11 protein-coding genes are annotated in these 22,778 nt (G+C 64.7%); 3 read left to right on the top strand and 8 right to left on the bottom strand.

Going from position 1 to position 22,778, the window contains the following annotated elements; all coding sequences use genetic code 11:
* Positions 1 to 21: 21 nt before the first annotated feature.
* A complete protein-coding gene (locus CHU95_RS21435; RefSeq protein ID WP_094458387.1) occupies positions 22 to 1,053 on the bottom strand; it encodes a LacI family DNA-binding transcriptional regulator in 1,032 nt (343 codons plus the stop codon).
* 172 nt (positions 1,054 to 1,225) lie between these two features.
* On the opposite strand from CHU95_RS21435, the gene CHU95_RS21440 reads away from it, so the two are divergent.
* A complete protein-coding gene (locus CHU95_RS21440; RefSeq protein ID WP_094458388.1) occupies positions 1,226 to 2,098 on the top strand; it encodes an alpha/beta hydrolase family protein in 873 nt (290 codons plus the stop codon).
* On the opposite strand, the gene CHU95_RS21445 is transcribed toward CHU95_RS21440, so the two are convergent.
* From CHU95_RS21445 to CHU95_RS21475, 7 genes are all read right to left on the bottom strand, one after another.
* Positions 2,099 to 2,554 carry a Crp/Fnr family transcriptional regulator gene (locus tag CHU95_RS21445; RefSeq protein ID WP_094458390.1) on the bottom strand — a complete coding sequence of 152 codons (456 nt, stop codon included), beginning with the start codon at positions 2,552 to 2,554 and terminating at the stop codon, positions 2,099 to 2,101.
* Between the two features lie 70 nt (positions 2,555 to 2,624).
* Complete coding sequence (locus tag CHU95_RS21450; protein WP_094458391.1) at positions 2,625 to 4,568, bottom strand: adenylate/guanylate cyclase domain-containing protein; 1,944 nt, start codon at positions 4,566 to 4,568, stop codon at positions 2,625 to 2,627.
* A 6-nt stretch (positions 4,569 to 4,574) separates the two neighbouring features.
* Positions 4,575 to 5,255, bottom strand: a complete 681-nt coding sequence (locus tag CHU95_RS21455) for a hypothetical protein (RefSeq protein WP_094458393.1) — start codon at positions 5,253 to 5,255, stop codon at positions 4,575 to 4,577.
* A gap of 3 nt (positions 5,256 to 5,258) precedes the next feature.
* Entirely contained in the window at positions 5,259 to 8,228 is a 2,970-nt protein-coding gene (locus CHU95_RS21460; protein ID WP_094458395.1) for a CHAT domain-containing tetratricopeptide repeat protein, read from the bottom strand.
* Positions 8,228 to 17,725, bottom strand: coding sequence for an MBG domain-containing protein (locus CHU95_RS21465; RefSeq protein WP_094458396.1), 9,498 nt, complete (start codon positions 17,723 to 17,725; stop codon positions 8,228 to 8,230). Before CHU95_RS21465 ends, CHU95_RS21460 begins: the two co-directional genes overlap by 1 nt.
* 9 nt (positions 17,726 to 17,734) lie before the next feature.
* On the bottom strand, positions 17,735 to 19,393 hold the full coding sequence (locus tag CHU95_RS21470; protein WP_165772300.1) for a ShlB/FhaC/HecB family hemolysin secretion/activation protein: 1,659 nt from the start codon (positions 19,391 to 19,393) through the stop codon (positions 17,735 to 17,737).
* A 223-nt stretch (positions 19,394 to 19,616) separates the two neighbouring features.
* Positions 19,617 to 20,573, bottom strand: coding sequence for an MBL fold metallo-hydrolase (locus CHU95_RS21475; RefSeq protein ID WP_342744761.1), 957 nt, complete (start codon positions 20,571 to 20,573; stop codon positions 19,617 to 19,619).
* A 111-nt stretch (positions 20,574 to 20,684) separates the two neighbouring features.
* Between CHU95_RS21475 and CHU95_RS21480 the strand changes: the two genes are divergently transcribed.
* Positions 20,685 to 21,416, top strand: a complete 732-nt coding sequence (locus CHU95_RS21480; RefSeq protein WP_165772301.1) for a cyclic nucleotide-binding domain-containing protein — start codon at positions 20,685 to 20,687, stop codon at positions 21,414 to 21,416.
* Between the two features lie 108 nt (positions 21,417 to 21,524).
* Complete coding sequence (locus tag CHU95_RS21485; RefSeq protein ID WP_094458403.1) at positions 21,525 to 22,730, top strand: GGDEF domain-containing protein; 1,206 nt, start codon at positions 21,525 to 21,527, stop codon at positions 22,728 to 22,730.
* Positions 22,731 to 22,778 lie beyond the last annotated feature (48 nt).

A 22,778-nucleotide genomic window follows, 5' to 3' on the forward strand; every position in this document is an offset into this window, starting at 1 on the left:
CAGGCAGAACGCTGGGTAAACCTATTCCCGCCGTCGGGTCGACCCGCGCAGCACCAAGCGGGCGGGGATGATGGTCTGCTCCAACGACCGGCCATTCATCAGCCGCAACAGGTTCTCCACCAGCAACTCACCGGCCGCCACCGTATCCTGGCGGACGGTGGTCAGCGGTGGATTGGTGTAGCTGGCGGCCTGGATATCGTCGAACCCGACCACCGACACGTCGCCCGGCACCGAGACACCCCGGTCGCGCAGCGCGTGCAGCGCCCCGATGGCCACCAGATCACAGGCCGCCACCACGGCATCGAACCGGTGCCCACTGTCCAGCAGACGGATGGCCGCAGCATATCCCGCCTCCTCAGAGGTCTGGCTGTCGATGCGCAGGACCGGGTCGGCCGACAGGCCACAGGCGGCCAGGGCCTTCAGATAACCCTGGTGCCGGTCACGATATTCGGGACAATTCTCCGATATATCGCCGAGAAAGGCGATATCGCGGTGGCCGGTGGCAATCAAATGTGACACGGCCTCTGCCGTGCCCTGCACATTGTCCGAACCGATGAAGTGACCTGGTTGGCCGGGGATCACCGGGCCCCAGGTGATGTATTCGATTCCCGCTTCATCCAGGGACGATATCTTGTCCAGATAAGCTGTGTAATCACCATAGCCCAGGAAGATGATGCCGTCGGCCCGTTTGGAGGCCGCATAGTCGGCGTTCCAGTCCGCGCTGGACTGCTGAAACGAAATCAACAGATCATAACCACGTTTGGCACTGGCCCGCGTGACGCTGCCCAGGATGGACAGGAAAAACGGATTGATCAGCGACTCCGATGTCCCTGGATCTTCATACAACAGCAAGGCCAAGGTATTGGTGCGCTGCGAGCGTAGGTTGCGGGCGTTGACATCCACCTTATAATTCAACTGTCGCGCCGCCTGTTCCACCTTCAGACGCGTATCTTCGCTGACCATGCTGTCATGGCGCAGGGCGCGCGACACGGTGGATTGCGACACACCCGCCAGTTCCGCAATGTCAAAGGACGTCGGCCTTTTCGCCCGCATTGTTGTCCTGGCTTCTGCCTGTTATCTCCCAACTACACCATATAGAGCGTCGTGGGCATCTGGCAATCAGCGCGAAAGGGCAGGAGAGGGGCCACACCCACAATCACCCGCTTGTATTTAGCACGATCGTTCGTTATCTTTTGCCCGGTACCCTTGTTGAAGGACAAATCCCATGCAACAGGCCGACGGCGCACAATCGGAAGAAACAGTCAACATTCCCTGTGCCGACGGGCCGGTTCTGGCGGGGCGGCTGTTCCTGCCGCTCGCGGGGGGTACACCGGCCCTGGCGATGGTCATGCACGGAGCCACCGGTGTGCCGCGGGATTATTATGCGCGCTTTGCCGCCTGGTTCGCCCAGTACCGGCAGGCAGCGGTGCTGATCTATGATTACCGCGATTGCGGCCATTCAGCCCGCGGGCCGGTACGCCGGGCCCGGTCGGATATGGGGGACTGGGCCGTTCGGGACCAGGGCGCAGCACTGGACTGGCTGGCGGCCCGTTTTTCGGGGGTGCCGCTGGAGGTGATGGGCCATTCGCTGGGGGGCATGGGCCTGCCCTTTCATGAAAAGGCGGGCATGGTGCGTCGCCTGACCACAGTCGCCACCGGCCCGGCGCACTGGACCCGCCACCCGCGCCACTTCATCGGCAAGGCCATGGCCTTTTGGTTTCTGCTGGGCCCGGTCGCCACCCTGACCCTGGGCTATCTGCCGGGGCGCATCCTGGGCCAGGGGGCTGACCTGCCTGCCCGCGCTTTCTGGCAATGGCGCCGCTGGTGTATCCGGCGTGGCTTTTACCGGCATGACTGGGGGCGGGCTCTGCCGCAGCCCGACCTCTCACGCATGACGGGAGAGGTGCGGCTGATCGCGATCGAGGATGATGAGATGATCCCGCCTGATGTGGTGCGCGACCATGCCGCCTTTTTCCCCGCAGCCCGTGTCAGCCACCACACGATCCCGGTGGCCGCCGCCGGCGTACGCGCCATCGGCCACCTGCGCATCTTTTCCGAACGCTGCAAGGACGCCTGGCCGCTTCTGGCAGAGGCGTGATTATTCCTCGGCCGCACCACTGCTGAGGGTCTTCACATCTTCGTTCGGGGCAATCTCGCGGGCCTTGATGGCGCTGACCGCAAGTACCTGGCCCATCAAACCTTCCAGATGGTCATTGGCGGCGCGCAGATTACGGGCCAGAATGCGGACGATGCTGGCCACAAACGGGTCGGCATCGGCCAGACGCTGGCGCACCTTTTCCCCGGAAATGACGATCAGCGTCGTATCCTCCACCGCGTGGGCGCAGGCCGACCGGGTCCCTTCATCGATCAGGGCCATTTCACCGAACAGACAGTTCGGCCCCACCTCGGCCAGCACGACCGGATGCTCCGGTTCGCCCCGCCAGATGCGGATGCGGCCCGATTGCACCAAATACATATGCTCGCCCCGGTCTCCGGTCAGGAACAGTTGCTTGCCAGCGGGAACAAATTTACGGTTGAGGATACCTTCGGCCATTGCCCGATCCCTGAATTAGCATACGGTGGTTATCGTTCCCTGCACCCGCGCTGGCAAGGTAATGTTGGGACTACTTGTCACTCATGATGACAAGGTCGCTGTCCCCGCCCTTGGCCAGCCGTTCACGATGCAGCGCGACCGGCCCATCATCAGGCTGCTGCATCGCCAGGGCCTCAAACAGTGCTGCTGCCCCCGTCTGTCCCGACGCCAAGGCGGCATAGGCCCGCTGATAGCCCTGCATGAAGACACTTGCCGCCTCTTCATCCGTCAGGGGCTGGAACACCGCGATGGGTTCGGTCTTGCCCTTGAGGACGATCCGGCCGATGGGCCGGCGCGGGAGGTCAGGACAGCGCTCCGCCGTCGCCCCGCTCATCGCCACCCGGGTACCGAAATACTTGTTCAGGCCTTCCAGCCGGGCGGCCGTATTCACGGCATCGCCCAGGGCAGTATATTCAAACCGCGCCTCGGACCCGAAATTGCCCACGCTGGCCGGGCCGGAATGAACCCCGATACGGGTCATGCCAAAGGGACGCCCCGCCGCGGTTTCCGCCGCCAGGAAGGATTGCGCGAACCGATCTAGCTCCAGGGCGCAAGCGGCTGCACGGGCGGCATGGTCCGGCATATCGCGCGGGGCCCCAAACAGGGCAAAGACGGCGTCACCGATGAACTTGTCCACCGTACCGCCATGGGCGAACACAACCTTCACCATTCCGTCCAGATACCGGTTCATGACATCCGCCAGGGTTGTGGCGTCCATGCCCTCCGATATGGTGGTGAAACCGGCAACGTCGGTGAAGACATAAGACATGTCACGACGCTTCGGATCGATAGACAATTTTGACGGGTCCTTCAGGATATCATCCAGCAGGACCGGCGACAGATATTTGGCAAAAGCCGCCTGCACGAACCGTTTCTGGTCCCGCTCCTGCCGTCCGCGCCAGATATCGGTCAGCCACAGGCCCAGCAGCACTGACAAGGAGGGGCCGATCTGCGGCAGCAAGAGATTGCCTTTGGCAAAGGCCGGCCCCGCCAGCAGCCAGAGACCCGCCACCACCCCGAACCCCAGCAGCGCACGCAGCCATAGCGAGATTTCCACCAGACCCAGGATCAAACCCAGGCCTGCCGCGATCAGCCCGGCAGCCACCGCCAGCGCCAACCCCTGGTTCGGGGCCGTCCGCTGCTCCAGCAATTGTGACAGCGCATGGGCATGGATGGTGATACCGGGCAACACCCCGGCATTACCGGCAAAGGCCGTGCGATAGGGCGTCACATGCCGGTCACGGTCCGACAGGTCGGCCCCCACCAGGACAATCTTGTCCTTGAACCAGGCCGGCGGCAGCAGCGAGACAGCATGGGCCGGAAACTGCCGGAAAGGGGCCGTCGCGGCATCGGGCCGTCCGCGCCAGGCGATGGGTATCAGGCTTTTTGGGGGGGACAGGCCCAGATGCGCTGCCAGGGCCGGCACCACGCCGGCCTGCCACTGTCCATCCGCCCCCGGTTTGCCGGGGAAAATCCAACGGACGGTTCCATCCAGATTATCCTTGACCAGGTTGGCCCAGCCGCGCCGGTCGGGCGGCACGAAATCGTTAATATAGGCCACTTGCGCTTCGGTCAGCCCTTCTGCGGCACTGCCGTGACTGACCACCAGCGGGATGGTCAGTTCACGCAGGGCCGCCGCCAGGGCAGCATCCTTTACCGCTTCCGTGGGTTGATCCAGCAGCACGTCCAACAGAACTGCCTTCGCCCCCTTGGCCTGCAAATTGCGCAGCAGATCGGCCAGGAACGCCCGGTCGACGGGGGAACGATAGGGAAACCGCGCCAGCGTATCCTCATTGAGGGCGACAATAACGATGTCAGGCTGCTGCGGTTGCGCCGGTGTCAGGGTCGCCACCCGATAATCCGCCACCCAATTCTCGATCCCCTGCAGAAACGGGGCCGCCCGTACCAGCAGTACCGGGGCCAGACCCGCCAGCAGCAGGATCACAAGCATGGTCGTGAGGCGGCGAACGGGCATGGTTGATCAGTTCGCGGCCAGCAGCGCGCGCGCCTGCCGGTCGCACTGCTTGGCTGCCATCCAGCCGGCCGCCATTTTCGGCGCGGAGATGCTGGTCGGCAACTGGTGGAACGTCACCGCCGACGCTGTCCCGTCCAGCTCAAACAGCAGTGTCCCACCATCAGTGATGGGCAGTTCTGGCAGGGCCAAGCGCCCCTCCCCCGCCGGCCATTCGGCATTGGCGGTCCAGGCCCGGTCGGCGGGCATCAGGGTCAGGCTGGCGGCTTTGGCCGAATCGGCCCGCCATAACACCAGTTCCTGGCCCGGCTTCACGCAGACCGCACCCGATACCGCCGGGTCGATCACCCACGCGTCCGGCAGCGGACCCGGCGTTCCGGCATCCCGCACGGCCCCCAGGCTGGTCGTGTCGTTACCCCGTGCCGACAACAGGCCCGCCAATGGCTGGGTGGCCCCCTGTCCGACACTGACCGGGGTGCCCTTGAACGGTCCGCGCAGCGTCACCTGCGACCCGTCCTCACCGATCAGGACCAACCGCGCCCCATCAGCCAGGGTCAGCGGGACCTTGTCATCAATGGTGGCACCGGGGGTCAGGTCCGTACCCTTGGCCTCCACCACCACCAGCGGGGCCGCATGGGCCGGAAGGGCCAGGAACAGGGCCAGCGCCAGGATCGTGACGGGGCGGAACATGGATCAAACTCCCTTGTCGGATTGCGGGGCGGCACCCACCAGGGTAAAGGCCGCCCAATTGAAAGGATGCGCCGAGGCGGGATCGGACGCCAGACTCCTTTGCGCCCGTGCCAAGGCAACCGCGATATCGCCCTCACCGGCAAACAGGCCAGTCATCAGGCGGACAGTCGGCACCGACGGCACCTGCCAATGACTGACCAGCAGCGAGCGTGCGCCGGCGAAAAAGAAACTTTCCGCCAGACCGGACAGCGCCTCACCACCCAGCCGCGCATCCCCCCCCGCCGTATTACAGGCCGACAGAACCACCATATCCGCATTCAGGCGCAGAAGGGCGATATCAGAAGCGGTCAGCAGACCATCATCGGCGGGGCTGGAGGGTGGGACAGGGGGCGGGGCCAACGCCAGACCGGGCTGCGACTGGCAACGCAATTCTCCCGGCAACAAGCCATGGGTAGCGAAATAGACAATACGATATTGGTCCAGGCCTGCCCCGCGCACCGCGGCCTTAGTCACCCTTTCCCCGGTGATCAGATCAGCGGGGGCGGCACCCAGCCGCCCACCGATGGACCGGATCTCATCGGCCGTTTCCGGCAGCGGCGCCAGGGCGCGGAGCAGGGCCGGGTCCAGGGCGGCATCGGTTCGGCATTCCTCGCCCAGCGCTTTCAGCCCGCCTGTATCCCGTCCCTGAAACGGGGGGGCGGCAAAACCAATGAAGGGTTTGGGTGCCGATGCGCGGGCCGTCGTCCCCGCCAGCGCCAGGAAGGACGGGACCGACGGCACCACCGACACCGCCATGTCACGGACCAGCCAGGAGGCGCCGGCATAATCGCGCGCTGTCGGCCTGTCGCGGACCAGAAGGGCGGGCGGCAGGCTGGAAAGGGCAGCCGACGGCACCAGTACCAGGTGCTTCACATCGGACAGAAGATCTGTGGCCCCACCGAACAGCCGACCATAGAGATCGTAAGACAGGTCCAGATCGAAGGGCGGCAGCACGCCGGCGCGCGGCGTAATCGAGCGGCGTAACTCCCCCACTTGGTCCTGCAAGGCGGCACGACTGATCGGAACTGGATAGGCGAAGACCCCCTTGTCGGTCAGGATGAACCCGTATGATCCCGCCATGCCGAACGCAAACTGCACCAGGGCCTGACCCGGTCGCAGCCGGGACGATAGATCGGCGGGGCGTACAGGCCCCGGTTTGGTCAGCCTTGCATAATCAGGGAAAGCCGCCTGCAGCTGCCGCTCCAACCCCTGGGCAACATTTGTGGCTTCTTGCAACTGCTTGACCAGGGCTTCCTCGCGTGCCCGGTCCCGTTGTCCGTCCAGCTTTGCGGTTTCGGAGGCCAGTTCGATCCGCAGGCGGTCGCGGCTGCGCACAGCGTCCTGCTGCTGCCGGATCAGGTCGGAAACGGCGGGATCGCTGCTGGCAAAACGGGCGGCGGCACGGGTGATGGTCTGCCCCACCACCCCTTCACGCACAGCCTGCAGGGCCGTGAACATTTCCGCATGAAACTCGGCCCGTCGGTCGGGTTCCGCCTGGGCCATGCGATACAGCGTATCCAGGAACGGGATCAGGCGGTCCAACGGCAATTGTCCGCGCTCCGTATCCAACCCCGCCACCATCGACAGCGCCTCGCGATAGATGGCCAGGGCTTCCGCATCCAGGCCAGCCTGGGCATAGACACGACCCAGTTCCAACATGCTGGATGCGACGGGCCATCCGGCCCCGAATAATTGTTTGTTGGACGCAACAGCCTTTGACATCAGGGCAGCGCCGCCCGCCGCGTCACCCTTGCCGGCCCGCGCCAGCCCCTGCATGCCCAAAATCCGGGCATGCCACCAGGGCGGCAGGCCGCGTGTACGGCTGAACAGGGTCGCGGCCTCCAGGGTCGCCGCTTCGGCCAATCCGAACTGTTCCAGGCGCAGGGAAACCGTTGCCTCCAGCAGCAGTGAATGGATCAGGTCACCTCGGGCTGCGGCCAGACTGCCCAGCACGGCCCGGTTGGCCCCACCGCCGGCCTGTTCCTCCAGATCATCGACCAGGGCCCGGCGGATGGCACTGCTGTCGCGGCCCAATGACAAGGCGCGGCGCGCATCACCGGAATTGGCGGCGTGAAACGCCATGTAACTGCCCAGTCGCGCCCGCGCCGCCTTGTCAAAACTCTTCTGCAACAAGGCATCGGCGCGACGGAACAGGGCATCCGCCTCCGGTCCCCGTCCCTGGTTCGACACTTCCAGGGCCAGCGCCATCAGCGTATCGCCCGCCCCCGGACTATCGGGGCCCAGGGCACGGGCCTGCAGGTCCAGCGCCTTACGATAGGCGGCTTCCGCCCCGGCATAATCCTCCACCGAATTGGACAGGCGCCCTACTTCCGACAAGCGCTCAAAGCTGTTCAGGTCCCCCCGCCCGAACCGCAACGCCTCATCCCCCAGCGCAGCGCGCAAAAGGGCTGATATATCCTGCTGTTGTGTGACCGGTCCGGCCTTCAGAAGGGCGGGGGCTGCCATCATCAGATCCGCCACGGCCGGAATGCCATCAGCCTGCACCAGGCGCCGACCTTCCACCAGGCTGATGCCGATATAGGGCCAACCACCTTCGCGCAGTTGGCATTGGGCCAGCAATCCACCCGGCACGGGCTGTGCTGGTTGACAGATGGCTTTCTGGGCCAGCGATCCGGCCCAGGCCGTGCGATTGGTCTCCAGAACCAGTTGCCGCGCCCGCGCGTCCGGCGCTTCCGGCAACGGGTCGTAAAGCTGGGTCACAGCGATGGTACCGCTGGGCTGTTCCCAAAGCCCGCAATAGAGCGCATAGGCCTCACCGTCCGCACTGTCGGTTGGCAGGGCGCGGCATTCCTCGCCGATCATGTTGCGGCCCATGGCGATGGGCCCGGCGGCCTGTTCCGGCGCTGGCGGACCTTTGCCGGCACAGGCCGTCAGCAACAGCGCCAGGATCAGAAGGGACAGGCTGCGTATCATCACCACACCCGCCCCAGATTGGGAAATTGCTGTTCCAGGCCGGGCGTTCCCTCTGGCGTTTCGCCCGGCAAGCGGCGCTGCTGTGACAATAGACCGGGGATCATCTCCTCCGCGGCGCTGTCATCATCGGCAGCAGACCCACTGGCAGATTGCACATTCTGGTTCACCGCGGCCAGGGCAGCGCTGCCGCCGTCGGTGGTCGGCGTGGACGGAGCAGTCGCCGGGGGCGGGGCGGTGCTGACCGGCGCGGCCGGCGCAGCAACCGGGGCGGCTGCGGTCACGGTCGGCACGCTCGGGGCCCGTACCGGCTGTGTCACCGTGGTCACCGGGACCGTTTCGGCCACCACCGGTGGCAGGACACCGCCACCGGTCACGGTCAGCACACCATCAACATAGGTGATCTGGTAATTGGCATTGGCGATGCCGCCAGCACGGATCGCATAGGTACCGGCTGGCGAAGCGCTATCAGCGCTGGTCAGCAAGGACAGGCCGGTCAGGCTGCTCTCCGTGTCGCCATTGACCAACCCCTGGAACCGTGCGGTAAAGACGGGATTGGCGGCACCGGCCTGACGTGTCGCATTATCGACCAGCACCGACAGGGGCGCGGGGGTGATGACCAGGTCGGCGCCCTGGAAACTGATCCGGTAATTGCCATTGGCGGTCAGGCTGCCCTGGCCGATGGCATAACGCCCGACCGTGGCCCCGGCGGCGCGCGCCAGGGTGCCAGACAGCACGGTTTCCCCTGCATCCCCGCGCTTCAGTCCTGAGAGCGTGTAGGACAGGGTCGGGTCGGCCGCCCCATAGAGCCGGGTGACGGCGTTGGCTGTTACCGACAGCAGGGCCGGGTTGATGGTCAATGTCGCGCCCGTGAACGACAAAGTATAATTGCCATTGGCCAGCCCAAGGCTGCCTTGCCCAATGGCATAAGACCCTACATCCTCCCCGGCCGCCCGTGACAGCGCGCCGGTCAGAACCGTACCGGCACTATCCCCACCTTTCAGGCCCGACACGGCATAGGTCAGCGTTGGGTCGGCATCGCCATAGGTGCGGGTCACCATCAGGGCCGCCACCGACAGGTTGGCTGGGCTGATCGTCAGAGTACCGGGGGTGAAGACCAGGACATAATTGGGGTTACTGACCGCCAGACTGCCCTGGGTGATGGCATAGGTTCCCACCGCCTCACCCGCCTCACGGCTCAGGCTGCCGGACAGCACAGTGCCCACCTTGTCCACACCCTTAAAACCGCTGGCTGTGTAGCCAAAGACCGGATCGGGATCGCCATAGACCTTGGCGGTATTGGCCGCAACAACGGCCAGGGTCAGGTTGGCCGGGGTGATCGTGAAATCGGCGCCGGTGAAGCGCAGCGTGTAATTGCCATTGGCGGTCAGGCTGCCTTGGCCGATCGCATAGGTACCGACATTTTCCCCCGCAGCCCGGACCAGACCACCCGACAGCACGGTGGTGGCCGCATCGCCCCGCTTCAGTCCTGACACACGATAGGTCAGATCCGGGTCGGCATCGCTATAGACGCGGGTTATCGCGCTGGCGGTCACGGACAGGGCGGCAGGGGTGATGACCAACTGCCCCGACTGGAACGCAATGTCATAATTGCGGCCCGCGGTGAGGCTGCCCTGTTCGATCGTGTAGGTGCCAACATTTTCCCCGGCCGCCCGACGCAGATCGCCGGTCAGGCTGTCGCCCGTCACAAGACCGGAAACGCTGTAGGACAGGCCGGGGTCAGCGTCGCCATAGATTTTAGTCGCCGACAGGGCGGTGATGGTCAGGGGGGCCGGATTGATGGTCAGGGTCCCGTTCTGGAAGCTGACGCTGTAATTGGGCCCGGCAGACAGGCTGCCCTGGCTGATCGCATAGGTGCCGACATCCTGTCCAGCGGCGCGGGTAAGGCTGCCGGTGACCGCATCCCCGCTGACCAGTCCCACCACCTTATAGGTGAGGGCGGGGTCAGCGGCGCCATACAGGCGGTGCAGACTGTCCGCCGTCACGGTCAGGGGTGCCGGCGTCACGATCAGGGTGGCCGTGGTCCCCGGCCCGCCGGATAGGGTGTAGTTACTGGCCGAACTGCCGGTCAGGCCCGTCACCCGCTGGGTATAGGTGCCGACCCCCAATTTCGGTCCCAGGGCAACAGTACCGCCGCCGCCTTCCACCACCAGATCAGCCGTGACATCATCGCCCGCCATGACACCGGTGAGAGCGACAGCCCCGACCGAAGCCGCCTGACCATAGATGCTGCTGACGTTGGCGACGCTGACTGTCAGCGCCTTGGGCGTAACGGTCAGGATGCCGTGACGGTTGCCAGCATCGGCAATGACATAATTGGCCGCCGCACTGCCTGTCAGGTCACCAAGCCGCAGCGTGTAGGACCCAACCGGCAGCCGCTCCGACAGGCTGCCGCTTTGCAGGACGGCGGTGGCTCCGATGACATCACCCTCCACCACCCCGGCCAGGACCGGTGTGGGCGCCAACGGTGCCGTGCCGTAAAGGCTGGTCGTGTCGGCAATGCTGTAGGTCAGCGATCTGCGCGCCACGGTCAGGGTGCCGATGGCATTGCCATTGTCCGCGACCCGGTAATTGGACAGATCGCTCCCCCCCAGGGTGATGGTCTGGTCATAGGTGCCGGCTGCCAGTCTCGCCGAAAGCGTGCCGCCGGCCAGGCCCACCGTGGCAGAGACATCATCACCGTCGATCACGCCTGACAGGGTCGCCGTGCCAAGGGTGGCCAGGGTGCCGTAAACGGAATTGACCGCCGCCACAACATAAGTCAGGGCCCTTTGTGCAATGGTCAGGCTGCCATCATTATTGCCAGCGGTGGCAATCTGGTAATTGGCCGCGTCGACACCGGTCAGCGACGTGACCCTCTGTGTCAGGGTGCCCACCGGCGTCCGGCTGGCCAGGGTTTCGACCGTGCCGTTACGATAGGTGGTGACCATACCGCCAACATCATCCCCATTCACCACGCCGGTCAGGGTGACGGCCCCATTGCCCGCCAGCGTGCCATAGGTGACGGTGCCATTAGCGACCGAATAGGTCAGGTCCTTGCGGTTGATGGTGAGGGCGGCAGTGACGGGTCCACCTGTCAATTCATAATTGGCCGCTGAACTGCCTGTCAGACCGGTCACGGTCTGGGTGTAGGAACCGGCATCGAGGGTAGGCGACAGGGTGACCGTTCCCCCAGTGCCCGACACAGCGACGACACCGCCGACGGTATCGCCATCCAGAACACCGGTGAAACTGACCGGACCCGTAGTGGCTGTGGTGCCATAGGTGGCCGTAACCGCGGCGATGCTGGCCGTCAGGCTTTTGCGCGCCACCGTCAGGGTACCGGCGGTGTGCCCGCTGCCGGCCAGCATATAATTGGCGGCAGATGCGCCGGACAGGGCGCCACTGACCAGCGTATAGCTGCCGGCGGCCAGTCGCGATGTCAGGGTGCCGCTTTGCAACTGCGCCGCCGAGGTCACGGTGTCCCCGGACAGAATACCGGTCAGGCTGGGCGTGGGAAGGGTGGCCAGGGTGCCATAGGTGCTGGTCACATCACTGATGACATAGGTCAGGGGTTTGCGCGCAACGGTCAGTTGCCCGATTGTATTGCCTGTGCCGGCCAGGGTGTAATTGCCGGCATCGGCCCCGCCCAGGGTCAGTGTCTGGTCATAGGTGCCGGCGGCCAGGGTCGCCGCAAGGGTAGCCCCCGAAAGGCCAACGTTACTGGTCACGGTGTCGCCATCGACGACACCCGTCAAAGTTCCCGCGCCCAGGGTGGCCAGCGTGCCATAGACGGAACTGGCGGCGCCGATGACGTAGGTCAGCGCCTTTTGCCCGATGGTCAGGGTGCCGTCGCTGTTTCCCGACGCCGCGATCTGGTAATTGCTGGCATCCGTGCCGGTCAGGGCCGTCACCCTCTGGGCCAGCGTACCCACATCGCTGCGGGTGGTCAGGGTTTCGGCCGTACTGCCGCGCCAGGTGGTGACCGTACCCGCCACACTGTCCCCATCGACAATACCAGTCAGGGTGACGGCCCCATTGCCGGCCAGCGTGCCATAGGTGACGGTGCTATTGGCAACGGCGTAGGTCAGGTCCTTTCTGGCCACGGTCAGGGTGCCGGTGCCAAAGTTGAACCCATATCCCAGGTCCGAGGCCAGGGTACCCGCCCCAGCGGTCAAGGTGTAGGTGCCGGCATTGCGGCCGGACCCACTGATGGTTCCTGTACCGCTTACAGCATCCGAAAGACTATCACCCGTGACCAGTCCGGTAATTGTATAGGTTGAGCCGGTGAATGTTGCTCCCGTATAGGTCCGGTTCACCGCATCGGGGGTGACGGTCAGATTGGGGGCGTAAGAATAGACAAACCGGTTGCCGGTATTGGTCAGCGCCGTATAGGTGCGACCCGAGAAGGTGAAGGAGCGGTTATAATAAGGCAGAGCGGTGATCCCGCCGGTGCTGCTGGTCAGAGGCGAGGTGGAGAAGACCAGGAAACGCCCGCCGCCCGATACCGACAGGGCGCTGGCCCCGCCCTGGTTGGTGAAGGTGCCGTTGGCTGCCAGAACCAGGGCATCCCCCGCGCCCGCAGCCGACACGCTGGCACCAGACGCGATGGACAGGTTGCCACCGCTGCTCAGTTTCACCGTCCCGGTGGTTGTAATGCCGGTCACAGACCCGGCGGTGCCGATACTGGCCGTCCCCGATAGACCCAGATCAACCGATCCGGTATTGGCAGCAACGGTGGAAACGGCGTTGGCCGTATGGGCCAGCGTATAGGCGGCGCCCGTGCCGGACAGGGCCAGACCCGCAGCAGATATCGCAGCCGTCTGGGTGACCGCGCTGGTGCTGATCAGGTTCAGGGTGCCGGTCCCCAAACTGATGCCTGCGACCGTGTCCACCGTACCGATGGCAAAACCGCTATCGTCCCGAAAAGCCATATTCTGATTGCTGGCGCTGGCGGCGACGCTGGTCACGGCGTTGTTCACCGCCGCCAGAGCCACAGTCCCTCCCGCCGTCAGGGCGAGATTGCTGACCGTGATGCTGCTGGTTTGGGTAATGCCGGCCCCGCTGCGCAGATGCAGGCTATGGCTGCCGGTTGGTTCAATGGCCTGGGTCACGCTGATGGCGCCGGCATTGCTGGCCCCCACCCGGATCACGCCGGCGGTGACCTGATTCAGCTCAGCCGACGAAATCTCCAGGGCATTGGCCGCGTTGGTGGTCGACCCCAGGTCGATGGCCCGTGATGCGGTGGCGGTGGTCAGCGTGGCCGTGGCGGTCCCGGCATTCACACCGCCGGTCAGGGCCAGCCGGTCTGCCGCCAGGGTGATGGCCCGGTTCTGGGTGGTGATGGCGGCACCCACCGTCAACAGCCCCCGGGTTTCCAGCGACAAGGTCCCCGCATCGCTGCCCGTACCGGTGGACAGGGCGCCGGAGACGGTCACGGCACCGGTCCCGCCTTGAATGGTGGTGTTGCTGGTAAAGGCAGCACCGGAGACGGTGATCGCACCGGTGCCAGTGGTCTGACCCACCACGATGCTGCCGAAGCCCGCGCGCAGCGTGTTCAACTCGGCCTGGCCCAGTTCCAGATCATGGCTGCCGATGGCACCGTCGCCGACGCCGACACTGGCGCCGGTACTGACCGGTTTCAGGACCAGGGTGCCGGAGCCGCCGATGCTGATATCGGCGCTGCCGCTGGCGCTGGTGAGGACCATATTATCGGCGACCAGGCTGACGGTTCCGCCATAGGCATTGGTGCCGTCCCACCCGATATGGGCGCGGCTGCTGTCACCGCTGCCGCCATGGGCCGAAATTTGCCCATCCGTTCCCGTGGCCTTCAACTCTACCCCGCCGCTGGCGGTAGCGTAGATGGCGCTGCGCGTGGTCGGATCATTGCGCAACAGAATACCATAGCGGTTGGTGCCGCTGCTGGCCTGCGCCCCGTTAATGGCCAAAGCGCCGCTCGCGGTGCGGATGATGCTGCCGTCCCCAATGGCAATTCCCGCCGTCAGCGTGTTGCCCGACCCGCCCGTCCCGTTCAACGTGATGGTTCCCGACCCGGCAGCGATCAGGCTGCTGGCCGATATGTTGATACCGATGCCGGTGGCGCTGAACGTGCCACTGGCAGCGCCCTCGCCATTGATCACAATGGCCCCGCCTGTCCCGCTATTCAGCGTGCTCGACAGGATATTGACGCCGATGCCGGTATCCGACTTGCCCATGGCTGCCCGGCTGGCCGGGGTCGCGCCGCTGCCAATGGTGATGTTGCCACCATTGGTGGACAGGGTCGCGTTGCTGATGGCCACTCGGCCCGGTGACCCGGCAGCATTGCCATCAGCAGCCAGCACAATGTTCAGTTTACCGCCATTCGATACGCCGGCATTGGCCGACACTGTCAGATCAACATGGCCGGAGACGGTCAGCGTGCCCGTCCCCGACCCTGCATAGGTGGCGGTCTGGCCCAAGGTGATCAGCGTGTTATGGGCATAAAGGCTGGCGTCACCGGTGAAAGTAATACCTGTTGTCCCCGCCACAGTTCCAACGGCGAAGGACGATCCAGACTGGAAATCGAAACTGCCGGTATTCGCGGCAAGCGTCGTGACGCTATTGCCGCTGCGCGTCAAACTATGGGTGCCACCGGTGCCCAGCAGGGACAGATTGGCAACGTTGATATCAGCGCTCTGTGTCACCGCCCCGCTACTGGCCAGTTCAACCACATCGCTGGCATGGCTCAAGGCGCTGCTGATCACCAGATTGCCACCGTCGAGCGCGCCCAGGCGCACCACACCCGCGCTGATCTGGTTCAATTCAGCCTGAGAGATTTTGGTGACACCGCCAGCGGAGCCGCCAAAACTCATATGCCCGCCCGTCGTGAAGGGGCGCAGGATGACACGGCCCGTGCTGGTGATGGACGTGCCGGACAGGGCGATGTCCCCGCCGGCCAGGGTGATGGTCCCGGCCCCGGCAGTCAGACTGCTGCCCGACAGGGAAAGGCCGGTGCGCCCTGAAAAACCGATGCTGCCGCCATTGCTGGCAAAGCTGCCCGCCCCGCTGGTGGTGACACTGCCGGTCGTGCTGCCGCCGCCGGTAACATCCATGGACAGTCTGTTGCTGCTGGAGGTAACCCCGATGGCGTTGCTGAAAATCAGGTCACCGCCAGCGTGCAGGGTTAAAGTCGCGTCGGCGCCAGCGGTTTTGGCGATGCTGTCGGTGACAGTCATGGTGCCGGCGGTCTGTACCGTGGCATCCTTGCCCGCGTTCAGGAAGGTTTCCAACAGGCCGGTGAGGGCGCTGCCCAGGCTTAAACTGCTGCTGATCAGTTCCAGCCCTTCAATCGCGGTGGTCGACGGGTTGGCCGATACACTCAGCGACCCGGTATGGGTCGAATGCCCGATGGACAGGGTGCCGGCCGTGACAGTGGCCAGTTCCGTGCTGGACAGAGCCAGACCGGCAGTGTCGTCGGTACCCCCGATGATCACGGCGGCACTGTCCGTGCGGGTACGCAGATTGACGGTCCCCGATGACCGCAGGGTGGCACCGGTCAGGGCCATGTCATTGGCAATCAAGGTGACCCGACCAGACTGCGCGACACCGCCCAGCGTGCTGCCGCCGCTGGCGGCGATACCGGTTCCTCCCGATCCACCTGTGCCGGTCAGGGTCAGGATACCGGTGCCCGCACGCAGAAGCGACGAATTCTGTACAAGAATACCATTTGTACCCGTACCGGTCACGGAAACACTGCCAGAGCCGCTGACAAGGCTGGCTGCATTGTCCAGCAGAACCCCGGTGCTGCTACCGGTGCCGGTCAGAGACAGGCTGCCCGCCCCGCTGGTTATGGCGACCCCGGACAGGCTGATGCCGGTGGTGGCTGCGGCCCCGGTGGCCGTAATGCTGATGCTGCCGCCATTGCTGGTGAAGGTGGCGTTGCTGGCCGCAAAGGACCGGCCTGCCGTAAAACCCATGGACAGGCTGCTGCTGTTTGACGTCACCCCCACACCCGACGCAAAGGTCAGGTCACGCCCCGCCGTCAGGGACAAGGTCGCCCCGCTACCCCCCGTCTTGGTGATGCCACTGTTGACCCTGATATCGTTGCTGGCGGCCAACGAAACGCTGGTGCCACTGTTCAGCAGACTGGTGATGGCGGTGGCAGTAATCAGACTGTCAGCGCCACTATAATCGCCGGCCGCGATGCTGCCATCACCTGGCAGGTCATCGCCGGTGGAACTGTCGCCATCCACATCGGCAGTGCCGCCGATCGTGATGTTGGTCGGGTCCAGCAGCAATTCGCCGGCCTTGCCGCCCGGTCCACCGATCAGGTCGGCGGTGCCGTCAAAGCGCAGTGACCCTTTGCCCGACACTTCGGCGAACCCGCCATCCGTGGCGCCACGGGCGCTGATGGCCCCGGCATAATCCGTGCGCCCGTCGGACCAGACAATGACACGTCCGCCGGTGCCGGTGCTGCCATCGGCATTGACCCGGCTGTTGGCGTCGATGCGGGTGGTGCTGGCACGGTGCAGGTCGCCGCCGCCCTGGAAATCCCCCCCGATACGCACCTGGCCACCATCGCCCTGACCGCTGGCATCGACCTGGGCGCCGGTCAGGGCGACATGATCACCCAGAATGTCGATGGACCCGCCCGCCGCATGCGCCGTACCGGTCACGACGGTGTCGGTACCCTCTCCCCCGATGATGATCCGGCCCTGGACGTTCCGGGCGCTGGTGGCCTCCACCAGACCGCCGGCATTGACCACCCCCGCCATACCGTCGCGCGCGGCGCGCGCGGTCATCAGGATGTCCGCCCCGGCGAGCCGACCTTCATTGATCACCCGGCCGGCCAGTTCGGCTGGCACTTCAAAACGCAGCAGCCCGTCCCCCGCCAGATCCAGGCTGAACCGTTCGGCCCCGGCAACCACAACCCGACCCAGGCGTGCCTCCACAACGCCGCTATTGCGGACCTCAGGCGCCGCCAGTACGGCATAGCCACCATCGGCCACCCGGATCGTGCCCTCATTGACGATGGCGGCCCCTGCCTGCCCGGCCTTACCAAAGATCAAACGGCCAGCCGCAAAATCAGCATTGTCAATATCAGCACTGGTCGCCAGAAAGGCGCCGGCATCCACGCGCGCCCGCGCCCCCATCACCACACCGGCCTTGTCGATAACCACCACCTGACCATTGGCAGACAAGGTTCCGTTGATATATGTCCCTGTACCGTCACCGGTCACGCGATTGATTAGGATGGAGCTGGCGCCTGGCTGTGCCACCGCCACTGACCCCTCCGGACCGATGTCAAAGCGCCGCCAGTCAATCAGAGCCCGGTCACTGGTCTGGTTGATCAAGGTATGATTACCCAGACTGCTGATCACCGCGCCACCGACCACCACGGTCCCACCCTGCGGCGTCTGGGCTGCCGCCGGCAATGTAAAGACCGATGCCAGGGTCAGGGCGCGGAACCCCCGCCCCCACCGCCTGTGCGCATTTGCCTGTGGTTGCGATGCTGCCGCCATTGCCCGCCCTCAGATCTGGATCGTCAGGTCGATAAACAGGCGGGTACGCTGCCCCTCTGCGCCTGGCAGCGGCAAGGAACGCAGGGTGCGCGCCAATTCCGCCGACAGGTTGGCTTGGCCAAGCAGGCCCAGGCGCACACCGAAGCCGGCCGACAGCAGATGCGTGCTGGCCGCCACACTGTCCCAAACCCGGCCCGTATCCAGAAAGCTGTAGAAGGTCATGCCATCAACCCGCTCCACACCGGGATTCCAGGCGCGTCGCAGTTCCAGGCCAGCACCAAGGCCACGGGGGCCGGACAGGTCACCCGTATTGTAGCCGCGCCCGAACCGGCTGCCGCCGAGCGCAAATTCCTCCCCCGCGAGAAGCGTGTCGGACGTGTATTGCCCTGCGACCGTGAGTGTGGCGCCAATATCGGCGGGCAGGCGCCGGCCATATGCAATTTCAGCATTGAGCTTGCGGTACCAGGGGGTGGGCCGAAGACGGCTGGCCGCCTTGTCCCCCCGTTCCGTGGCGCCGGCCAGATCCAGACCCTGGGTGATACCGGCCTGGGCAAACAGGTCCCCACCCAGAAACCGCAACTGGCTGTAGCTGACTTTGGCGTCAAGGCTGCGCCACCGGTCACGGCTGAATGGCAGGTTCAAGAGGTTCACTGTCGCCGTCTGCGCATTCCACCCGGCCTCGACGGTCAGATTGCGTGCCCGCGACCGGACCAACGGCAGGGCGAGGCGCTGTCCCCCACCATAAGATTCCGTGGCAACGGCAAAGGGTTTCAGCGCCGCCCCTGGTCGTCCCCGGCTGTAATTGGCATTGCTGGTCAACAACAGACCGCTGCCGGCCAAAGGCTGCACCCAGCGGCCATTGGCTGAGCGCTGTTCACGGATCTGCGGCGTCGCTGACAGGGTCAGACCCAGTTGCTCCCCAAAGCCCAGCGGTGAATTGGCGGCAACATCCACAAAGGCCGACCAGGGACCGGCAAAATCCGACCCGCGATTCCCCAGACCGGCGACCATCGCATAGGGCGCCTCCGTATAGCCCACCAGCAGTTCGGCCGCACCGAAACTGTCGCCAGGCCGGACCAGTCCAGTGACAGTGACCCCCGGCAGGTCATCGACCAGGAGCAGGCCGCGTTCTATGAGATCGACCCGCGCGGGTCGTGCCGCCAGCGCGTCAACCAGCCGTGCTTCCACCCGCGCGCGCTCCCGCAATCCCCCGCCTTCGACTCGCGCGCGTTCCAGATGGCCTTCGATGACACGGATTGTAATGGTCTGGTCGCGCAGTTCCTGCGCCGGCACAAAGACACGGGTCAGGCCGTAACCGCGTTCCAGATATCGGGCCTGGATCTGGTCAGCCAGGGCCGATATCTCGGCAAGCGTGACAGGTCGCGCAATCAGCGCCTTGATGGCGTCGGAAAACTCCGTCTCCGGGTTAAAGACGGTTGCGCCCTCGACCGCGATACGGGCCAGCGGAAAACGCAAGTCACCAGCCCCAGCCGCCGCCGCGCCCTTGCGCTGTGCTGGAATGGAAAACTGCAACTGCGCTTTCGGCGCCCGGCGCATCTCGTCCAGCGGCGCTGGAACGCTCGGACGGCCGGGCTCAACGCTGCCCGGCAGGCGGCCCCCCGGCACCGACTGCGCACCGGCCCCCACCGGCACCAGAACTGCTGCCATGCCCGCAATCACCAACCGCCGTCGCATCCTGTTACGGGCCTTCCCCTGTACGTGGCCGAAGATTTAAGCCAAGTGATCCAGGGTATGCTAGCCGTTTATGCGTTGACACCGCAATGGAAACCCCGGTTGTCCATCAGCGAAGCCAAAGATGAAATACGATCATCATCGGGCGATTACACAGCCCTTGGTCGCAGTTCCTACGCCGCGTGCCGGTAATGCTGCGTCAGTCCGGGCGTTCCCCATCCGGTGTGATCACCTGCCCTTCCCGCGCCACCAGAGCACCTGGATGCATGGCACGGGCGGCTGCCGCAATCTCGTCCAACATTGCATCGGTGCGGTCGGGGCAATGGTGGAAAATCACCGGGTGACGCACCCCGGCATGGTCGGCCAGCCGCAGTGCCTCCTGCCAGGTGGAATGGCCCCAGCCGACATGATCGGCATATTCGGCATCGCTGTAGCTGGCATCATAGATCATGACATCGGCGCCACGCACCAGATCGGCAATGGTCTCGTCCCGGCCATGGACCGGATGCTCGGTATCGGTGATCAAACAGATGGACCGACCCTGGTAATCCACCCGATAACCGGTGGCACCGTTGGGATGGTTCAAGGGGCAGGTCCGCACCACCAGACCGGGCCGTGGTTCCAGAACCGCGCCGGCGGCAAATTTACGATAGTCCAGGCACCGTTCCAGGCCGCGCAGCGGTACAGGAAACAGGGGGGCTGCCATCAGACTGCCCAGCACACTGCCCAATGTCAGATCGGGGCCCAGATGCCCCTCCCACAGGCTGATCCGGCTGCGCTGGTCATGAAAGGGGGAAAAAAACGGAAAACCCACAACATGATCAATGTGGGAATGGGTGAAGAACAGATCAGCCGTGACCGGCTCGCCCGTCATCTCCAGCGCATCCCCCAGCAGACGGATACCCGTGCCGGCGTCAAAGATCAGCAGATGCGGGCCACAGCGCATTTCCAGACACGTGGTATTCCCCCCATAGCGGAGCGTGTCGGGGCCCGTGGTGGCGATACTGCCGCGCACCCCCCAGAATCGCACAAAAAAGCCATTATCGCCCATAGCCCGCCAGTCCACCGCCGCCCATGACGCTGGATCAGTCGCGGACCCAACGCCGGCACTTTCAGCCAAGGATTGGAAAAGGGCAACCACCCACAGCCCCGACACACCAAGATTCCGGGATAGGTTCCTCTTGTGCGGGCCAACCGACCTCCGTAAATGATTGTTAACCCACGACTGGCAGACTGCATTCCGCCGCCACCGAACAGGAAATCGGAATTGGAAGAGATCAATGTCGGACCGGGAAAGTTGCTGATCAAGGAAGGCGACGGGTCGGGCGATGCGTTCTTGATCACCAGCGGCCGCGTGGAGGTATTCCGGGCTGTCAACGGCACCAAACACCGGCTGGCCACGCTGGGACCGGGCGACATCGCGGGGGAGATGGGCCTGATTGACAATGCGCCGCGGTCGGCTTGTATCGCCACGATGGAACCGACACGTCTGGTGGTCATCTCGCGGGAGTTGTTTGTAAAACAGCTCCGGACCAGCCCCCCCCTGGTGCGATACGTGCTGCATTCGCTGGTGCGCATGCTGCGGTCCCTGAACGGTATCCCCGCCGACCATGGCGACCCGCTGTTCGCCGACGAGCCTATCGTGTCGGAGCGCACGCACAAGCTGTTGCGCCGCGATACCTTTGCGCCCGGTCGGGTCATTTTCCGCCGCGGGGATGTCGCGCATGGCGCCTACCTGATTCAGACCGGTCTGGTGGAAATTTGGCGGGAAACAGCCGATGATCAGGTCCAGGTGCTGGGCCGGGCCGGACCCGGTGCGGTGTTTGGGGAAATGGCGCTGCTGCGTGATGCCAACCGGTCTGCCAATGTAACCGCCGTCGAACTGACCGTATGCGAGGTAATTCAGCGACACCGGTTTGAGGAACTGCTGCGCACCGCCCCAACCCTGATCCGTCAGTTGATCGCCGCTTACGTGCAACGGATCGAGCGGTCGGCCTGAAGGACTGACCGGCCCGCCATCCTGTACTGATGGATAGTTTCCGGATCGGGCATTGTTTGTAGCCCGGAGGCGACTAGGATTGGTCCGTCTTCGGCGGATCAACCCATAATGATGCTTTTGGATCTGACATCACTTTGCCTTGCCAACAGCATGTTGACCGGCGTGTCGGCGCTGGTGCTGTTGTGCATGCGCTGGCAACAGGCCCAGATGCAGGGGGTGGGGTGCTGGTCGATGGGTCAGGCCGCCTATTCCGGTGGCTTTCTGCTCCTGCTTCTGGTCGATGCGGACCCGGGGCCGCACGCGGCCTTGCCGGGCTTTTTTGTGATTTTCACCGGTTCTCTGCTGACAAGTTTCGGGTTGCTGCGTTTTTTCCAGGCCGCCGGCACCACCGCACGGCGCTTCCTGGCGGTGGCAGCGTCCATTGTTTGGACGCTGCTGGTGATAGCCATGCTGATCTGGGACACGACCGGCCCGGTGCTAACCCTGATGCCCGCCATCCAGATCCTGGTCTCTGTCACCAACATCCTGGTGCTCTGGCATTTTGGGCGTGGGGCCCTGCGTCCGCCGGCTTTGGCGCTGGCGATTGTTTTCACGCTTTGGGCGCTGTTCTGTGTGGTGCGGCTCGGTTTCATCCTGGTCCACGGCGCGGATACAAGCGTGGCGATGGCGACGCTGCCCAGCGCAGTGCTGGTATCCACCCTGGTACTGACCTGTCACGCATTGGGTCTCGTCTGGCTGGTCGTTGGCCGGATGCAGCAGCATTTGCTGACCCAGGCCCTGACCGACCCCCTGACCCACGCGCTGAACCGGCGTGGTCTGGAGGAGAGGGGCCGCGAACATCAATCGCTGGCGGGACGGGGGGGACCTCCCTTCGCCCTCGTCACGTTTGACCTGGACCATTTCAAGCTGTTGAATGACACGCATGGGCACATGGTGGGTGACACCGTGCTGGTGCGGGTTGTGGAAACGGTGCGACAGCAATTGCGGCCCTCTGACCTTGTCGCCCGGCTGGGTGGGGAGGAATTCTGCCTGCTGTTGCCGGGAAGCGCAGATACGGCCGCCATCGCCGTTGCCGACCGGATCAGACGGGGCATCGCCGATCTGGTGATCCCGTCTGTTACCGGGCCGGTCAGTGTCACGGCCAGTTTTGGGGTGGCCTGGTATGGCCCCCATGGCAAAGACTGGCAAACGCTGCTGGGGGCAGCCGACCAAGCGCTGTATCAGGCCAAACACAACGGACGCAATCGTGTTGAAACAGCGCGGATTGATCTGGTCACACCAGCGGTCACGCTGCGGTTGATCGGGAGTCGCTGATCGCTCCACCCCACACATTGGTATGCTTTATGGAATGGCATTGCCGGG

The organism is Niveispirillum lacus (assembly GCF_002251795.1).
GTDB classification, from domain to species: domain Bacteria; phylum Pseudomonadota; class Alphaproteobacteria; order Azospirillales; family Azospirillaceae; genus Niveispirillum; species Niveispirillum lacus.